Annotated in this window: 12 protein-coding genes; 6 read left to right on the plus strand and 6 right to left on the minus strand. The window is 74.5% G+C overall.

The genetic code is table 11. From position 1 onward, the window contains the following. Positions 1–251: 251 nt before the first annotated feature. Together ABFJ78_RS17195 and ABFJ78_RS17200 are read right to left on the minus strand one after the other, a co-directional pair. Positions 252–1,535: a sensor histidine kinase gene (locus ABFJ78_RS17195; protein WP_436387345.1), complete on the minus strand. Its 1,284-nt coding sequence runs from the start codon at positions 1,533–1,535 to the stop codon at positions 252–254. Positions 1,536–1,791: 256 nt separating this feature from the next. Further along, entirely contained in the window at positions 1,792–2,271 is a 480-nt protein-coding gene (locus ABFJ78_RS17200) for a hypothetical protein (protein WP_436387346.1), read from the minus strand. Between the two features lie 42 nt (positions 2,272–2,313). On the opposite strand from ABFJ78_RS17200, the gene ABFJ78_RS17205 reads away from it, so the two are divergent. The 3 genes from ABFJ78_RS17205 to ABFJ78_RS17215 are packed head-to-tail and all read left to right on the plus strand — an operon-like array spanning position 2,314 to position 9,963. Then, on the plus strand, positions 2,314–4,518 hold the full coding sequence (locus ABFJ78_RS17205; protein WP_436387347.1) for a LuxR C-terminal-related transcriptional regulator: 2,205 nt from the start codon (positions 2,314–2,316) through the stop codon (positions 4,516–4,518). Further along, on the plus strand, positions 4,502–7,219 hold the full coding sequence (locus ABFJ78_RS17210) for an AAA family ATPase (protein ID WP_436387348.1): 2,718 nt from the start codon (positions 4,502–4,504) through the stop codon (positions 7,217–7,219). The genes ABFJ78_RS17205 and ABFJ78_RS17210 overlap by 17 nt, the downstream gene beginning before the upstream one ends. Beyond that, entirely contained in the window at positions 7,216–9,963 is a 2,748-nt protein-coding gene (locus ABFJ78_RS17215; protein ID WP_436387349.1) for an AAA family ATPase, read from the plus strand. Before ABFJ78_RS17210 ends, ABFJ78_RS17215 begins: the two co-directional genes overlap by 4 nt. A gap of 1 nt (position 9,964) precedes the next feature. Here the strand turns inward: ABFJ78_RS17215 and ABFJ78_RS17220 are convergent, their stop codons facing one another. The 4 genes from ABFJ78_RS17220 to ABFJ78_RS17235 all read right to left on the minus strand — a co-directional run bounded on the left by ABFJ78_RS17220 (position 9,965) and on the right by ABFJ78_RS17235 (position 13,011). Further along, on the minus strand, positions 9,965–10,612 hold the full coding sequence (locus ABFJ78_RS17220) for a response regulator transcription factor (protein ID WP_364462079.1): 648 nt from the start codon (positions 10,610–10,612) through the stop codon (positions 9,965–9,967). Between the two features lie 104 nt (positions 10,613–10,716). Beyond that, the gene (locus ABFJ78_RS17225; protein WP_436387350.1) at positions 10,717–11,610 is read right to left on the minus strand and encodes a TIGR03619 family F420-dependent LLM class oxidoreductase; all 894 of its coding nucleotides are present in this window, start codon (positions 11,608–11,610) and stop codon (positions 10,717–10,719) included. Positions 11,611–11,689: 79 nt separating this feature from the next. Continuing rightward, positions 11,690–11,938 carry a hypothetical protein gene (locus tag ABFJ78_RS17230; protein WP_436387351.1) on the minus strand — a complete coding sequence of 83 codons (249 nt, stop codon included), beginning with the start codon at positions 11,936–11,938 and terminating at the stop codon, positions 11,690–11,692. A 188-nt stretch (positions 11,939–12,126) separates the two neighbouring features. Further along, positions 12,127–13,011 (minus strand): NmrA family NAD(P)-binding protein, encoded by an 885-nt coding sequence (locus ABFJ78_RS17235; protein ID WP_436387352.1) that lies wholly within the window; start codon positions 13,009–13,011, stop codon positions 12,127–12,129. Positions 13,012–13,107: 96 nt separating this feature from the next. Here ABFJ78_RS17235 and ABFJ78_RS17240 point away from each other — a divergent pair, with 96 nt between their 5' ends. The 3 genes from ABFJ78_RS17240 to ABFJ78_RS17250 all read left to right on the plus strand — a co-directional run bounded on the left by ABFJ78_RS17240 (position 13,108) and on the right by ABFJ78_RS17250 (position 14,911). After that, positions 13,108–13,608: a winged helix-turn-helix transcriptional regulator gene (locus ABFJ78_RS17240; RefSeq protein ID WP_436387353.1), complete on the plus strand. Its 501-nt coding sequence runs from the start codon at positions 13,108–13,110 to the stop codon at positions 13,606–13,608. 65 nt (positions 13,609–13,673) lie between these two features. After that, a complete protein-coding gene (locus ABFJ78_RS17245) occupies positions 13,674–14,036 on the plus strand; it encodes a DoxX family protein (protein WP_436387354.1) in 363 nt (120 codons plus the stop codon). Next, positions 14,033–14,911 carry an RNA polymerase sigma-70 factor gene (locus tag ABFJ78_RS17250; RefSeq protein WP_436387355.1) on the plus strand — a complete coding sequence of 293 codons (879 nt, stop codon included), beginning with the start codon at positions 14,033–14,035 and terminating at the stop codon, positions 14,909–14,911. The genes ABFJ78_RS17245 and ABFJ78_RS17250 overlap by 4 nt, the downstream gene beginning before the upstream one ends. Positions 14,912–14,914: the final 3 nt, after the last annotated feature.

Here is a 14,914-nt window from a genome sequence, read left to right on the forward strand (position 1 = left end):
GTGACATGAATGACTCATTCATGTCACCGGACGTGAGGGCCCCGGCAAAGTCGGGTCAGCGCGGCCGATCCGGTCGCCCGCACGTCATGAACGGGTCGTTCACCTCGTCAGACGACATGAACGACCCTTTCATGACATCGCCGCGACGCCGGGCAGGCCGCGCGGCCACGACTTTGCCGGAGCCCTGTCACCGGACGTAGTGAATGACTCATCCACTACATCGCCGCGGGGAATCGGCCCAGGGTGGGGGCTCAGCGGTGCGCGGACTTCTGCCGCGTCTCCGTCGTCGGCACATACGCCGGCAAGTCGGCGGCGATCCGGAACCCGCCGTCCGGCGTCGCCCCGGCCTGCAGCGTCCCGCCCACCAACTCGACCCGGTGCCGCAAGCTCGACAACCCCAGCCCCGACCCGCTCCCCGCCAGCACTTCGTCCGGCTGCCGCGAAGGCCGCGTGTTGATCACCCGGATCCCGACCCCGTCCGGCCGGTAGCGCAGCTTCACCCGGACCTCCGCGCCCGCCGCGTGCTTGCGGGCGTTCGTCAGCGCCTCCTGGACGATCCGGTGGACCGTGCGCGCGATCGTCGGGGACATCTGGGACCGCTCGCCCTCGACGTCCAGCTCCACCGGCATCCCCGCCGAGACCGACTCCGCGACGAGCGTCGCGGGATCCGGCGTCGGCTGCGACGAAACGCTGGGGCTCGGGCTCGCCATTCGCTCGGACACGTCGGCCGACGTCGTGTTCAGCACCCCGACCAAGTCGCGCAGCTCGTCCAGCGCCGTCGCGCCGCGCTTGCGGATATCCTCCGCCGCCTTGCGGACCTCGGGGTCCGTCGAACTGATCCCGAGCGCTCCCGCGTGCAGGACCATCAGGCTGAGGCCGTGGGTGAGCACGTCGTGCATCTCCGCTGCCAGCCGGCGGCGCTCTTCGAACCGGGCCTGCTCGGCCAGCAGGTGCGTCTCGCGCTCGGCCCGCTCGGCGCGGTCGCGCAGCTCCTGCAGCAGCTGCCGGCGCGCGTCCAGGTACAGCACGACCGCCGCGGGGCCGATCGTGCTGAGCAGGCCGACCGGCGTGAGCGTCCAGCTGGGCGCCCACGGCGCGCTGCCGAGGAGCGCCAGCGCGCCGATGAAGGTGAACGCCACCCGCGGCGGCTCCAGCCGGACCAGGAAGATGACGATCACCGACGTCACGCGGGGCAGGATCAGCGGGCTGGCCGGGTCCTCCGGGGAGAGCAGGCCGGGGGCGAGCGCGTCGGCCAGCACCGTCGCGAACGTCACGGCCAGCGCGATGCTCGCGACCGTCTTGGGGAACCGCCGCAGCCCGAGCACCGAGACGTCGACCAGCAGCTGCAGGATCAGGTCCGCGCGGGGACCCGCCCAGCCGGTGGTGGGGTGGCTGTTGAGGCAGATCGCCACGTCGAGCGCGCCGAAGATCACCGCCAGGCTGAGCAGGGTCGCCAGTTCGTGCTTGGGACCCACCCGCGTGCCGAGGTGCTCACGCAGCGTGGTTCGAGGACCGGGAGTGGTGACGTCCGACACGGGCTCCACGGTAGCTTCCGGACCCCTGTTCCGGCGGTGGACCGCCGGTTCCGGACCGGACTAGCGACGAAAGTTGCCCGCGGGCGGCGGAGGCGACAACTTTCGTTGGTAGCCCGTCACCCCGTCGGCCCACGGGCGCCGAAGGGCACCTCAAGTCTTGGTTAAATGTCCAGTTTCGGGGTCTGACTAATGCTACAAGTATGTCACCCGTACGGGTGGTGGCCTTCGCTGACAGCAACGGTCACTCCTGGTACGGTCACTCCACAGTGGAGGAAGTGGCGCGCAATCGGGCACCGACGGTGGTTTCCTCTCCGGCGGCGGTGTCAATAGTGTTCGGACGGTCAGATCCTTCGGCGGCTCTGGGGGCTGCGGGAAAAGGCTCGGTTTTGCCGAGCTTGCAGGAAAGGTCGATGGCGGCATGTCGGATCCCACTCCGAATCCGGTCTTCGCCCGGGATCCGGGCGCGCTGTCCCGGTGTGCGGTACTGGCGTGGACAGAGTCCGCGCAGGCCGTGCTGGTGGACGGGGTGCCCGGCGGGGGCGTCCGGGCCCTCCTCGCGGGCCTGGAATCGGGAAAATCGGGCCAGTCTGCGAATATTTTTCGCTTTTGCGCCGAACCGGCGGGTGAACCGGCCGAGTTCCACGCGCTCGCCGAACTGTTCACGAAAAACCACGATCCGGGCGGCGCCATTCGGCGGACCCTGGAACTGCCCGCGGAAGACGGTTCCGGGTTGCACCGGAAATTCCGCACTCTGCGATCGCTGCTCTTGGCCGGGCCATTGCGGAAAAACAATTCGGCCATCGTCGTCGAAGAAGCGCAGTGGTGCGACGAATCTTCACTGCGATTCCTCGACTTCCTGCTGCGGTGCGGCCGCGGAGAGCGGTTTCTCATCGTCCTCTGCCGCCGTCCCGACGAGCCCGGCCCCGGGGTGTGGGCGCTCGGGCAGCTCGGGGCGCAGGACCGGTGCCACCGCTGGGAAGTCGCCGCGCCGAGCCCGGTCGACGCGCTCGCCGGCCTGTCCGCGCAGGCACGGACCGTGGCCACCGCCCTCGCGGTGCTCGACGAACAGAACGTGACGAGGGTGGCCGCTTTGTGCGGGCTGCCCGCACGGTCGGTGCGGATCGCGATCGACGCAATTCGACGCGCGAATCTCTTCACCGGTTGCGTGCTCGACCGGTCGGTCCGATCCCGCCTGCTCGCCGAAACCCCCGCCGAAGAACTCGCCCGTATGCATTTGCATGCGGCCCGGATGCTCAACGACGACGCGCGCCCCGCCGCCGAAGTCGCCCCGCACCTCGGGGCGTTGCCGCGGCTCGACGAGCGCTGGATGGTCGACCTCGCGCTGGAAGCCGCGGCCGCCGCACAGGACCCGGCGACCGCCGTCGCCCACCTGTCCCGCGCGGCCGCCGCCGAGCCGGCGCGGCTCGACGTCCGGCTGGCGCTGGCCGCCGCCCGGCTCGGCCTCGACCCGGACGCGGCGATGACGGAGCTGCGCACGGCCGCCGGGCACGCCCGCGACCCGCGTGACCACTGCGCCATCGCCGTGCTCTACGCGCTCGCGGCGACCGCGCCGGACGCCCCCGGCCACCGGGCCCCCGTCGGCGGCCTCGTCGACCGGCTGGCCCGGCGGTTCGGCACCGCCGCGCCCGCGGTGCCCGTGGCGGCCCTCGCCGCCGCGGCCACGACCCGGGAGGCCGCGCGCGGCCTGCTGCGGGACCGGGCCGCGACCGCCCCCCGCGCGGCCGCGGCCCGCCACCCCGGCGCCCGAGACCTCGCCGACCGGGCCGCCGCGCTCGCGCTGACCGGCCGTGGCACCGAGGTCGCCGCGGCCTGCGCCCGCGCCGTCGTCCGGATGCCCGCGGCGGCCGCGTCGAGCGACGACCTGCTCGCCGCCGCGCGGACCCTGCGGCTGGTCGACGACGCGCCGAACACCGTGCGGGCCCTCGATCGCGCGGTGGCCGAGGCCGCGGTGGGCGGCGACGGGACCGCCCTCGGCCGGGCGCTCGCCGCGCGTTCCCGCGTGCTGCGGGAAAGCGGCGACCGCGACGGCGCGCTCGCCGACGTCCGCGTCGCCGTCCTGGCGAGCGCCGGGCACCGCCCGGGCCTGATGGTCCGGACGACGCTCGCGACCGCCCTGCGCGACGACGGCGAACTGGCCGCCGCCGACCGGCTGCTGCACGCCGTGCGCGCGGAGGAACTGGAGGCCGCGCCGGCGGACCGCCACCTCTGGCTGCTCGGCCGGGCGCGGGGCCGCGCACTGTGTTCCGACGTCGACGGTGCGCTGGACCTGCTGCTCGAATCCGGCCGGGGACAGGCCGAAGCCGGCATCGGCAACCCGGTGTTCGCGCCCTGGTGGTTCACCGCCACGCTGCTGCTCGTCGGCGCGGGCCGGCACCGCGAAGCGGCCGGCTACGCCGAACGCGGGCAGGAGCTCGCCGCGAGCTGGCCGACCGCGACGGCCCGGGGCCTGGTGCTGCTCGGCCGCGGCGCCGGGGCGTCGGGGACGCGGGCGGTGGAACTGCTGGCCGAGGCGAGCCGCGTGCTGGCGACCTCGCCCTGCCGCGTCGAATACGCGCGGTCGGAATACCTGCTGGGCAAGGCGTTGACGCTCGTCGGCGACCGCAAGACCGCGCGTCAGCACCTGCGCCAGGCGGCGCTGCTGGCCGCCGGCTCGGGGTGGCGCTCGATCGGCGCGCTGGCCAGGGAGCTGCTCGAGGAGTCCGGTGGCCGGCTGCGGAAGCCGCGCGCCGACGTGCTGACGCTGCGCGAACGCGAGGTGGCCGACCTGGTCGCCGGCGGCGCGAGCAACCGCGACGTCGCGAGCGCCCTGTTCGTCTCGCCGCGGACCGTCGAGCTGCACCTGACCAACGTCTACCGGAAGCTGGCCGTGGACAGCCGCGCCGAACTGGCCGCGGCGCTGCGGGCGAGCGCGGGACCGGCCGTCCCGGAGGCCGCGAAGAGGACGCATGGGCTCGCCGGGTGAGGACGAGGAGGCCGGGCTCGTCGCCGGCCTGCCGTACCAGCGCGGCGTTTCCGCGACGCGGCTGGCCGAGCGGGACGCGGAAGCCGCGCTGCTGACCGGCCTGGTCGGCGACCTGTGCGACGGACGTTCGGCGGTCGTCACGGTCACCGGCGCGCCGGGTTCCGGGCGCAGCGCCCTGCTGGCGTCCGTGGCCGCGACGGCCGTGGCCGCCGGGCTGCCGGTGGCGCACGTGCCGTGCTGCCCGGCCGACCGGGACGAGCCCTTCACCGTGCTGCACGAGGTGTTCGCCGGGCTCGGCGTCCCGCTGCCCACGGCCATCGCGGACCCGCCGGACGACCGCGTCCTCGGCGAGCTGTGCCGGGACCTCTACGCCGGGCTCGGCGGGCGGCCGCTCGTGCTCGTCGTCGACGACCTGCACTGGGCCGACGCCCCCACCCGGGCGTGGCTGCGCGTGCTTTCCGGGTACCGGGCCGGGGTTCCGCTGCTGCTGGTGGTCAGCGAGACCAGCGGGCTGGACACCTGGGAGCCCGCGACGGACGCCACCCACGGGGTCCGGCTGCGCCCGCTCGGCGACGCGGCGGTGGCCGCGCTGGTCCGCGTGCGGCTGGCCGGGGCCGACGACCGGGTCGTCGAGCACGCGGTGCGCGGCAGTGGCGGCAACCCGGCGGTGCTGACCGAGGCGCTCGCCCGGCTGAGCATGGACCCCGGCGGCGCGCCGGAACCGGCCGGGCTGTTCACGCGGGTCGCCACCGAGCGCCTGCTGCGCCTGGTCGACGGCCTGCCAGCCGGGCTCGTCGCGGTACTGCGCGCGGTTTCGGTGTGCCAGGAGGGGTTCGGCCCGGCGTTGCTGGCCGAGGTCGCCGGCTGCCCGCCGGAAAGGCTCGCCGCGGACCTCGCGCGGCTGCGTGCGCTCGGCCTGCTCGCCGCGGACGGCAAGCTCGCCGGACCGGACGTCGGCCAGCGCGCGCTCGGCGGGATGACCGAAGAGGACCGCGACGCGTTCTTCGCCCGCGCGGCGAAGCTGGGCCACGAACACGGCGTCGCGAACGCGGCCGTCGCGGCGATCCTGCGCCGGACCCGCGCGCTCGGCGAGCCGTGGGTGGTCGACGTGCTGCGCGCGGCCGCCCGGCTGGGCCCGGCGGGCGGCCGGGACGGGCAGGCGACGGCGTCGCTGCGCCGGGCGCTGCGGGAACCGCTCGAACCGGCGCAGCGCGCGGCCGTGCTGATCGACCTCGGCGCCGGGGAACTCCTGCTGGACCACGAGGCGGGCGACCGCCACCTCGCCCAGGTCCTGTCCGAAGTGGACGGTCCGGGGCTCGGCCGGTACCGGCTGCTGGCGGCGGACCTGCTCAACGCGCGCGGCGGCCTGAGCGCGCGCACGCTGATCGCCGCCTTCCGCCGCCCCGACGTCTCGGCGGCCGAACGCGATGCCCTGGCGGCCCTGTACTGGCTGGCCGACGGCGAACCGCAGGACCGGTCCGCGGTCGGCGGCTACGGCATGCCGCCGCTGCCCGAGCGGCCGGCCGATCCGGCGCAGGCCGCCGTGGCCGCGCTGCTGCTCGCCCGGCGCGGTGTGCGCCCGGCCCGGGTGCGCGGGCTCGCGCGGGCCGCGCTGGCGCAGCCGATCGCGGACGCCGGCTCGCTGACCGTGCGCGCCGCGGCGGTCCGCGCGCTGACCCTCACCGGCGACTTCGGGGAAGCCGACGTCCATGGCCGAGAACTGCTCGCGGCGGCCCGCCGCCAGGGCGCCCGCACGCTGATCGCCCGTGCCCTCGTCGACCGGGCCGAACGGCACCTCGCGACGGGACTCCTCGACGACGCGGAGGCCGATCTGGCCGAGGCGCACGAGCTGGTACCGCCCCGGCACTGGCACTCGGTGCTGCGCGCCCGGGTCGTCGCGATCGAGACGCGGGTGCACCTCGAAGCCGGCCGTCCCGACCTCGCCCGGCGGACGCTCGATCGCGACCACGTCGAGCCGGGACCCGGGCTCGGCAGCGCGTTCCTGTTGTACGCCAAGGGAGCGACGCTGCTCGCCGAGGGGCGGGCCGACCAGGCGCTCGCCCCGCTGCGCGAGTGCGGCCGCCGGCTTTCCGCGCGCGGCTGGGAAAACCCGGAGCTGCTGCCCTGGCGCGCCGCCGTGGCCCGGTGCCTCGTGGCGAGCGGCGAGCGGGCGGCCGCCCGGCTGCTGCTCGGCGAGGAGCTCGCCGCCGCGAACGCGTGGGGCACCCGGGCCGCCGTCGGCGGGGCGCACTTGGCCGCCGCGCTCACCCTCGGCCCCGAAGAACCCGGCAGCGCCGACCACCTGGCCCGGGCGGCCGGGCTGCTGGACGGCACCGGCAGCCACCTGCGGCACGCGACGGCGCTGGTGGAGCTGGCCGCGGTCGCCGACGACGCCGAGGACCTCCTCGCGCAGGCGGGCGCGCTGGCGGCGCGGTACCGCTGGCCGGCCGTCCTCGACCGGCTGCGGGAACTGACCGGCGACCGGCTGCCCGCGCTTTCCGAGGCCCAGCGCCGGGTCGCGGAGCTGGCCGCCGCGGGCACCTCCAACGCCGAGATCGCGGACCGGCTCGAAGTGACCCGGCGGACGGTCGAGCTGCACCTGACCAACGTCTACCGCAAGCTGGGGATCGGGGGCCGGCGCCAGCTCGCCGAAGCGCTGACCGCCGCGGGGCGGCCGGGCGGTGGGGAGGGGCAGGGGTGACGCTGCCGGAACGCGAGACCGAGCTGCGCCTGCTGTGCGGCGCGATCACCGCGGCCGGAGCGGGGGAGGGCTCGGTCACGATGCTCACCGGACCGCTCGGCGTGGGCAAAACCGCGCTGCTCAAGGAAGTCCTGCGGAGCGCGGAGGCACGACCCGGGGCGCCGCGGGTGCTCACCGCGTCGGCGAGCCGGACCGAACAGGACTTCGACTTCGGGGTGGCCTGCCAGGTGCTCGAGCCGGTGGTCGCCGAGGCGGACGAGCACGACGCGGAACGCTGGTTCGCCGGCACCGCTTCGGCGGCGCGGTGGCTGTTCCCCGGCGCCCCGGGCTGGCCGGGGTGGGAACCGGACGGCCACAACGACGTGCTGACCACGCACGGCCTGGTCGCCCTGCTCGCCGCGATCGCCGCCGACCGGCCGCTCGTCGTGCTGGCCGACGACCTGCACGTCGGCGACCGGCAGTCGCTGACCTGGCTGCGGCAGTGCGCGCGGCGGATCCGCGACCTGCCGTGCGCGATCGTCGTCGCGGTCCGCGAAGGCGACCCGGGAGCCGACCGGCCCGCGCTCCGAGAGCTGTGGGAGCTGGCGGAGACGCGGATCCGGCCGCCGAACCTCTCGGAGGCCGGCGTCGCGGCGGCGTTGCGCGCGGCGTCCGACAGCCGGGCCGGCGACGCGCGGTTCGTCGCCGCCTGCCACGCGGCGAGCGCCGGAAACCCGTTGTACCTCACCGAAGCCGTGCGCGGTGACCACCGCACCGGGCCGTCGCTGCTGAAGGAACGGCTCGCCGCCCAGCTCGCCGTGCTGCCACCGGCGGTCGGTGAGTGCGCCAAGGCGATCGCGGTGCTCGGCGACCACGCCGAGCCGTGGCTGGTCGAGCGCCTCACCGGCGGCGACTCGGTGGCCGTCGCGGAGGCCGTGCGGGCGCTGGGCCGGCTGGGCGTCCTCGGCTCGGCGTCCCCGCCGCGGTTCGCCGCGCCTGTGGTGCGCGCCGCGGTCGAGGCGTCGACGACGGCGCCGGAGGACCTGCGGCTGCGGGTGCGCGCGGCGACGGTGTTCCACGAGGCCGGGTTCGCCGCGGAGACCGTCGCGGCCCAGCTGCTCGAAGTGCCCGCGCCGTCGCCGGCACCGTGGATGCCGGAGGAGCTGCGCACGGCGGCCGACGCGGCGACCCGGCGCGGGCAGCCCGAGACGGCGGCGCGCTACCTGCGCCGCGCGCTGCTCGACCTGCCGCCCGACGGCCCGGAGCGCGGCTGGCGGCTGGTGGACCTGGCGCTCACCGAAGCCGCGTTCGACGTCCCCGCCGCGATCCGGCACCTCACGCAGGCGGTCGGCCTGCTGCCCACCCCGCGCGAACGGGCCGAGGCGGTCACGCTGCTGCCGCTGTCGGCGTTCCTCCGGCCGGAAGCCGCCGTCCTCGTCGAGCGCGTCCGGCCGGAGGATGCCGGCGCGCAGGCCGGGATCCGCCTGGAGGCGCGGACCCGGCTCACCCGCTGCGAAGACCCGGTGCTGCTGGCCGGCGCCGTCGACCGCCTGCGCGAGCTGGGCCCGGAGCCGCCGGTCGGCACGCTCGCCGAGCGCGAGCTGCTGGCGGTGCTGCTGCACGCGGCCGCGCTGAGCGCCGGGATGCCCGCGCGGACCGTGGCGGAGCTGACCGAGCGGCTGCTGCGCTGCGCTCCCGCGTCGTCCACGGAGTTCGCGGGTACCGCGCCACTGTTGATCATCTGCGCGTTCGCCGCGGGTTCGGCCGGGCAGCCGTCGTCCTGGCTGGAGAGCGCCGTCGGGGACCCGGCCGAGGGGCGGCCGGCGTCGCTGATCGCGGCGCGCGCGGCCGAGCTGGCCCAGAGCGGGCAGCTGACCCGTGCGCGGTCCACGGCCTGGGAGGCGTACGAGCTGATCGGCGGCGACCTGGCCGACGCGGCCGAATCGCTGGTGATGGCGCTCGTCTCGGTCGCGATCATCGCCCGGGACGAGCGGCTCGCGGCCACGTTGGTCGCGCACTTCGACGAGGCGACGCTGGGGCGGGCCGGCCTGCACGTCCGGGCCGCGCTGCTGATGCTGCGCGGGTCGGTGGCGGCGGTCGAGGACCCCCGCGGCGCGCTGGCGCGGTTCCTCGACTGCGGTGCGGCCCTGCACCGCGCGGGGTGGCGCAACCCGGCGCTGTTCCCGTGGCGGACGTGGAGCGCCTGGCTCCAGCGCCGGCTCGGCGACCGCGTCTCGGCCCGCGAGCTGATCGAAGACGAAGTCCGCTGGGCACGCCGCTGGGGCGCGCCGGTGGCGCTCGGCCGCGCGTTGCGGATCCAGGCGTCGCTGGCTTCGGGCGCCGAAGCCGACGACGTGCTCGCGGAGTCGATCGAGATTTCCCGGGCTTCGGGCGACCGGCTGGAGCTCGCGCGGGCCTTGCTGGCGGAGGGCGCGTCGCTACCCGACGGCGCCGCGGCGAGCGACCGGTTCCGCGAGGCGTACCGGCTCGCCGAGGGCTGCGGCGCGCCGTGGCTCACCGGCCGGACGGCCGAGGAGAAGACCGCGGCGGGCCCGTCGGTCGCGCTCAGCGAGGCGGAGGGCCGGGTGGTCGCGTTCGCCTTGGACGGGCTGACCAACGGCGAGATCGCGGCCGAGATCAACGTGAGCCGGCGGGCCGTCGAGAAGCATTTGACGAACTGCTACCGGAAACTGGGCATCTCGGGCCGCGCGGAACTCGCCGAGGTGTTCGGCGCGTGGGGTTTCGGGGCCCGCAGCAGCGCGTGAGTCAGCCCGCGAGACCCGCTTCGTGCGCGAGGAGACCGGCCTGGGTCCGGTTGGCGCACCCCAGCTTCGTCAGCATCCGCGAGACGTAGCTCTTCACCGTCGCTTCGGACAGGTGCAGCTTGGCCGCGATGGCGGCGTTCGACATGCCTTCACCGAGGCAGACGAGCATGTCCAGCTCGCGGTCCGTGAGGTCGGCGGTGCGCTCCCGCGCCTCCTGCGAACGCTCGTGCTCGCCGGCCGACGCGGAGACCATCCGGCGCGCCGCTTCCTTGGACAGCACCGTGTGCCCGTCGGCGGCCACGCGCACGAGCCCGATCAGGTCCTCCGGGGGCGTCGACTTGAGCAGGAAGCCCGAGGCGCCGGCCCGCAGCGCCTTGAGGACGTAGCTGTCGGTGTCGAACGTCGTGAGCGCGACGAGGGCGGGCGGGTCGGGCAGCTTGACGATCCGCTCGATCGCGGTCAGCCCGTCCACGCCGGGCATCCGCAGGTCCATCAGCATGACGTCGGGCCGGAAGCGCCCGGCGGCCTCGACGGCTTCGGCGCCGTCCTGCGCCTGCCCGACGATGTCGATGTCCTCGGCGGAGGTCAGCACCGTACGCAGGTGCGCGAGCACCATCGGCTCGTCGTCGACGATCACCAGGCGGATCACGCTCTCGTCTTTCCCTTGGGTGCGCACACCCCGCAGTATCGCATTGACCGGGCCCGCGCCGCCGCCGGACGCGGAACCCGCCGGGGCGGGTTCCGCGCCGTGCGTCAGCCCTTGGCGACCAGGTCCAGCAGGCGGCCGGTGAGGTCGAGGTGCTCGTCCACGCTGCTCGTCAGGTAGGTGATGTCGACGAAGGTCTGGTCCGGCTCGAGGATCCCGGCGATCTTCGTCACCGACTCGGCGATCTGCTCGGCTTCCGTGCCGGGCGCGGCGTTCACGCGCAGCGCCACGCCGAGCGCCTGCGGGTCGCGCCCGGCCTGCTCGGCGTCCGCCCGGATTTTGGCGAGGGTGGAGGTGAGCACGTCCGCGGGGAACTGCTCGGGCACCGACCAGACCGGCAGCCAGCCGTCGGCCCGCTCGGCGACCCGGCGCAGCGCCTTCTCGCCGAAGCCGGCCAGGTGCACCGGCGGCTTGCGCACCGGCTTGAGGCCGACGTGGGATTCGGCGATGGCGTAGCCGACGCCCTCGTGCGACACGGTCTCCTTGGTCCACCACGTCTCGAGCAGGTCGAGCAGGTCGTCCAGCCGCTTGCCGCGCTCGCTCATCGGGATGCCGACGGCCGTGTACTCGTCGGGCGACCAGCCGATCCCGAGGCCGGGCAGCAGCCGTCCGTTGGAGGCGACGTCGAGGCTGGTGAGCAGCCGGGCGAAGTTCGCGGGCTGGTACTGGGTGGCGTTGATGGTGCTGGAGCCGAGGATCGCGGTCTCGGTCACGGCGGCGGCGACGGCCAGCGCGGTGAACGGGTCCTGGGCGGTGTGGAACTCCTCGGGCATGGTGTCGTAGCCGGGGTAGGGCACGACGGGGGCGACGGGCGAGAGCAGCCGGTCACCGACCCACAGACTGGCCGCCCCGGCCTGTTCGGCTTCGCGGGCGTACCGCGCGATCCCGCCCGGTGTGGCCGCCGCCTTGCCGAAGACCGGAAGGCTGAAACCCAAGTGCATGAATTCTCCCCTGGAGAGCGAACGGATCTTTGGTGATCCTCTGCCCAGTAGTACTCCCGTTTAGTTGCTCGTTCAAGCACTACCAGTCGATGTTCGCGAACAGGAACGGTTCGTTCTCCGGCGCGTCCTTGCGGGCCCGTAAGGCTTTTTCGGCGGGCGCTCCGGCGGGGACGCGCAGCGGCGGCTCTCGCTGCTCGATCGTCTCGGCCACCGTGACAGCGACCTCCTCGGGTGTCACGACTTCGCCGCGCAGGGCAGCGAGCTGTTCGCACAGCGGGAGGTACGGATCTTCGTCGGCGAAGAAGACCCTCGGCGCGCTCGGCGCCACCCGAGGAAACCGCGCCGGGCTGGACGATTGCCCTGGACACTCGACACGAAGAGGAGGCGACCGTCGCCGCGAGCGCGCATCGCGGGGAGGACGGCTCTCCTGATCGGTGACGTCCAGGCGCAGCCGCGATCGCGCGGCCGATGCCGTTGCCCGCGGCGGTGATGAGGACGGATGCCCCGGGTTTCTCCTCAAGCGACGAAGTACGGGCCGTTGCCGGCGAAGGAATCCTTGTTCGCGAGCACGAACTGCTCGACCGAAAGCGGGGCCTGGCCGCCGACTCGCTCGACGACGTCGTTGGTGCCCGCGAAAACGCCGTTCCGGTAGTCGATCGCGACGTTGCCGAGGTGCTGGATCAGGTGGGCCGGCAGTCCGCGCGCGGCCATCGACGCCGAGAACTCTTCGACGCTGATCGGCTCGTAGCGCACCGGGATGCCGAGCGTGCCGGCGATGACCTCGGCGATCTCGTGGTGGTTCAGCTCGACCGGGCCGTGGAGGGAGTAGGTGGCGCCGGCGTGGGGCTCGGGATCGGCGAGCACCGCGGCGATGACGCGTCCCTGGTCGGCCGCGGCGATCGGTGCGTGCCTGCCTTCGCCGAACGGGAGGCGCAGGAGACCTTCGCCGTCGCGCAGTTCCCACCACGAGGTGAGCCACTCGGCGAAGAACGTCGGCCGCAGGTGGGTGGTGAGCAGGCCGGTCCGGTCCAGCACGCGTTCGGCGAGCCAGTGCTGCCGCGCCGCGTTGCTGCGGGCCGCGCGGCGGGCGGAGATCTGGGACATGTCCACGATCGAGCGAACGCCGGTTTCCGTTGCCGCTTGGGCGAAGTTGACGGTCGCGTCGAGCAGGCCTTCGCGGATCGGGTAGCAGAAGTAGGCGCCGGTGACGCCGTCGAGCGCCGCGGTGACGGCGTCGAGGTCGAGAAGATCTGCCTGCACGACTTCGGCACCGGCCGCGGCGAGCGCGCGCGAGCGGTCGTCGTCTTGGCGGACCATGGCCCGGACGCGGTGGCCGCGGGCGAGCAGGTGGTCGAGGGTGGCGCGGCCGGTCTTGCCGGCCGCGGCGGTCACGAGGAACACGGAAACCCTCCAGGTGTTGGTAGTTCATTCACTGAACTCCCGCACCGTAGCACGACTCAGTTCAATGAACGAACTGCCGCGGTGTAGGCTCGTCCCATGGCCCTCCCCAGCACCTACGCGGACCGCAACTGCTCCCTCGCGCGCTCCCTGGAGGTCGTCGGGGAGCGGTGGACGCTGCTGATCGTCCGCGACGCCTTCTTCGGCGTCCGGCGGTTCGGGGACTTCGCCGCCCAGCTCGGGATCCCGCGCGCCGTCCTGACCAGCCGGCTGAAGGCCCTCGTGCGGGAGGGCGTCCTCGTCCGCGAAAACGCCGAATACCGGCTCACCGACAAGGGACTCGCGCTCTGGCCGGTCGTGCGCGCGCTGATGGGCTGGGGCGACGCGTTCTACTCCCCGGACGGCGAAAAGCGCACGACCCGCCACGACGCGGACGGCGGCCGCCTCGACGCGGACGGCCGGTGCGAAGAATGCGGCGTGGCCGTCCCGGTGCCGGAGATCCGCATCGAGCCCGGCCCCGGGTACCGGCCGGCCGCGGACCTCGACCCGGTGTCGGCCGCCATGAGCACGCCGCGGCGGCTGCTCGAGCCGGTGGTGTGACCCGCGTCATGCCCTGTCACAGCGACCGGGCAGCCGGTGTCTTGAGGCCGACCGAAGGAGACCTCATGAACACCGCACTCTGGATCGCCGCCGCGCTGCTCGCCGTCGTCGCCCTGACCGGGGGCGTCAGCAAGACCTTCGTGCCGCAGGCCAAGCTCTCCGCGCACCCCGGCGGCGCGTGGACCGGCGAACGCAGCGCCGGTTTCGTCAAGACGCTCGGCGTCCTCGAACTGCTGGCCGCCGCCGGCCTGATCCTGCCCGCCGCGCTCGGGATCGCGCCCGTCATGGTCCCGGTGACGGCCGGCTGCTGGGTCCTGCTCATGATCGGGGCCATGGTCACCCACCTGCGTCACGGCGAAGCGAAGTTCGTCGCGCTGAACCTGGCTTACCTCGCTCTCGCGGTCTTCGTCGCCTGGGGGCGCGCGTGACCGCCACCGAAACCTTCGTCGCGCACCGGAACCTGCTCTTCACCGTCGCCTACGAGATGCTCGGCTCGGCGGCCGACGCGGAGGACGTCCTGCAGGAAACCTGGCTGCGCTGGGCCGACGTCGACCTCGGGGAGGTCCGCGACGAGCGCGCGTACCTGGTCCGCATCACGACGCGGCTGGCGCTCAACCGGCTGCGCACGATGAAGCGCCGCAAGGAGGCCTACGTCGGCCCCTGGCTGCCCGAGCCGCTGCTCACCGCCCCGGACGTCGCCGAGGACGTCGAACTCGCCGAGAGCGTGTCGATGGCGCTCATGCTCGTCCTCGAGACGCTGGCGCCGACCGAGCGCGCGGTCTTCGTGCTGCGGGAGGTCTTCGAGTTCGGCTACGACGAGATCGCCACCGCCGTCGGCAAGACCCCGGCCGCGGTCCGCCAGATCGCGCACCGCGCCCGCAAGCACGTCGACGCCCGCCGCCCGCGCGAGCCGGTCTCCGCCCGCGAAACCCGCGCGGTGCTGGAGTCGTTCCAGCGCGCGCTGGCCACCCGCGACTTCCAGGGCCTGCTGGACGTGCTCGCCCCCGATGTCGTCCTGCTCAGCGACGGCGGCGGCGTCAAGCAGGCGGCGCTGCGGCCGGTCGCGGGCGCGGACAAGGTGGTCCGCTTCATGTCCGGCGGTATCGGCCGCACGGAGGCGGTGCTCACCAGCGGGTTGACGGTGGTCAACGGCAACCCGGGACTGGTGCTGCACCTGGACGGCGAGCTCGACGGCATCATGGCGGTCCGCCTCGACGACGGCCGCATCACCGGGCTGTACTACGTGCGCAACCCGGAGAAGCTGACCCGCGTCGAGTCGGAGACCCCGCTGACCCTGCGGTGAGCG

Source organism: Amycolatopsis sp. MEPSY49 (assembly GCF_051337345.1).
Classification (GTDB): Bacteria; Actinomycetota; Actinomycetes; order Mycobacteriales; family Pseudonocardiaceae; genus Amycolatopsis.

Coding starts and splice junctions, on each gene's coding strand:
- ABFJ78_RS17240 (WP_436387353.1), top strand. CDS start 13,108: ATGGCCCTCCCCAGCACCTACGCGGACCGCAACTGCTCCCTCGCGCGC.
- ABFJ78_RS17245 (WP_436387354.1), top strand. CDS start 13,674: ATGAACACCGCACTCTGGATCGCCGCCGCGCTGCTCGCCGTCGTCGCC.
- ABFJ78_RS17225 (WP_436387350.1), bottom strand. CDS start 11,610: ATGCACTTGGGTTTCAGCCTTCCGGTCTTCGGCAAGGCGGCGGCCACA.
- ABFJ78_RS17210 (WP_436387348.1), top strand. CDS start 4,502: ATGGGCTCGCCGGGTGAGGACGAGGAGGCCGGGCTCGTCGCCGGCCTG.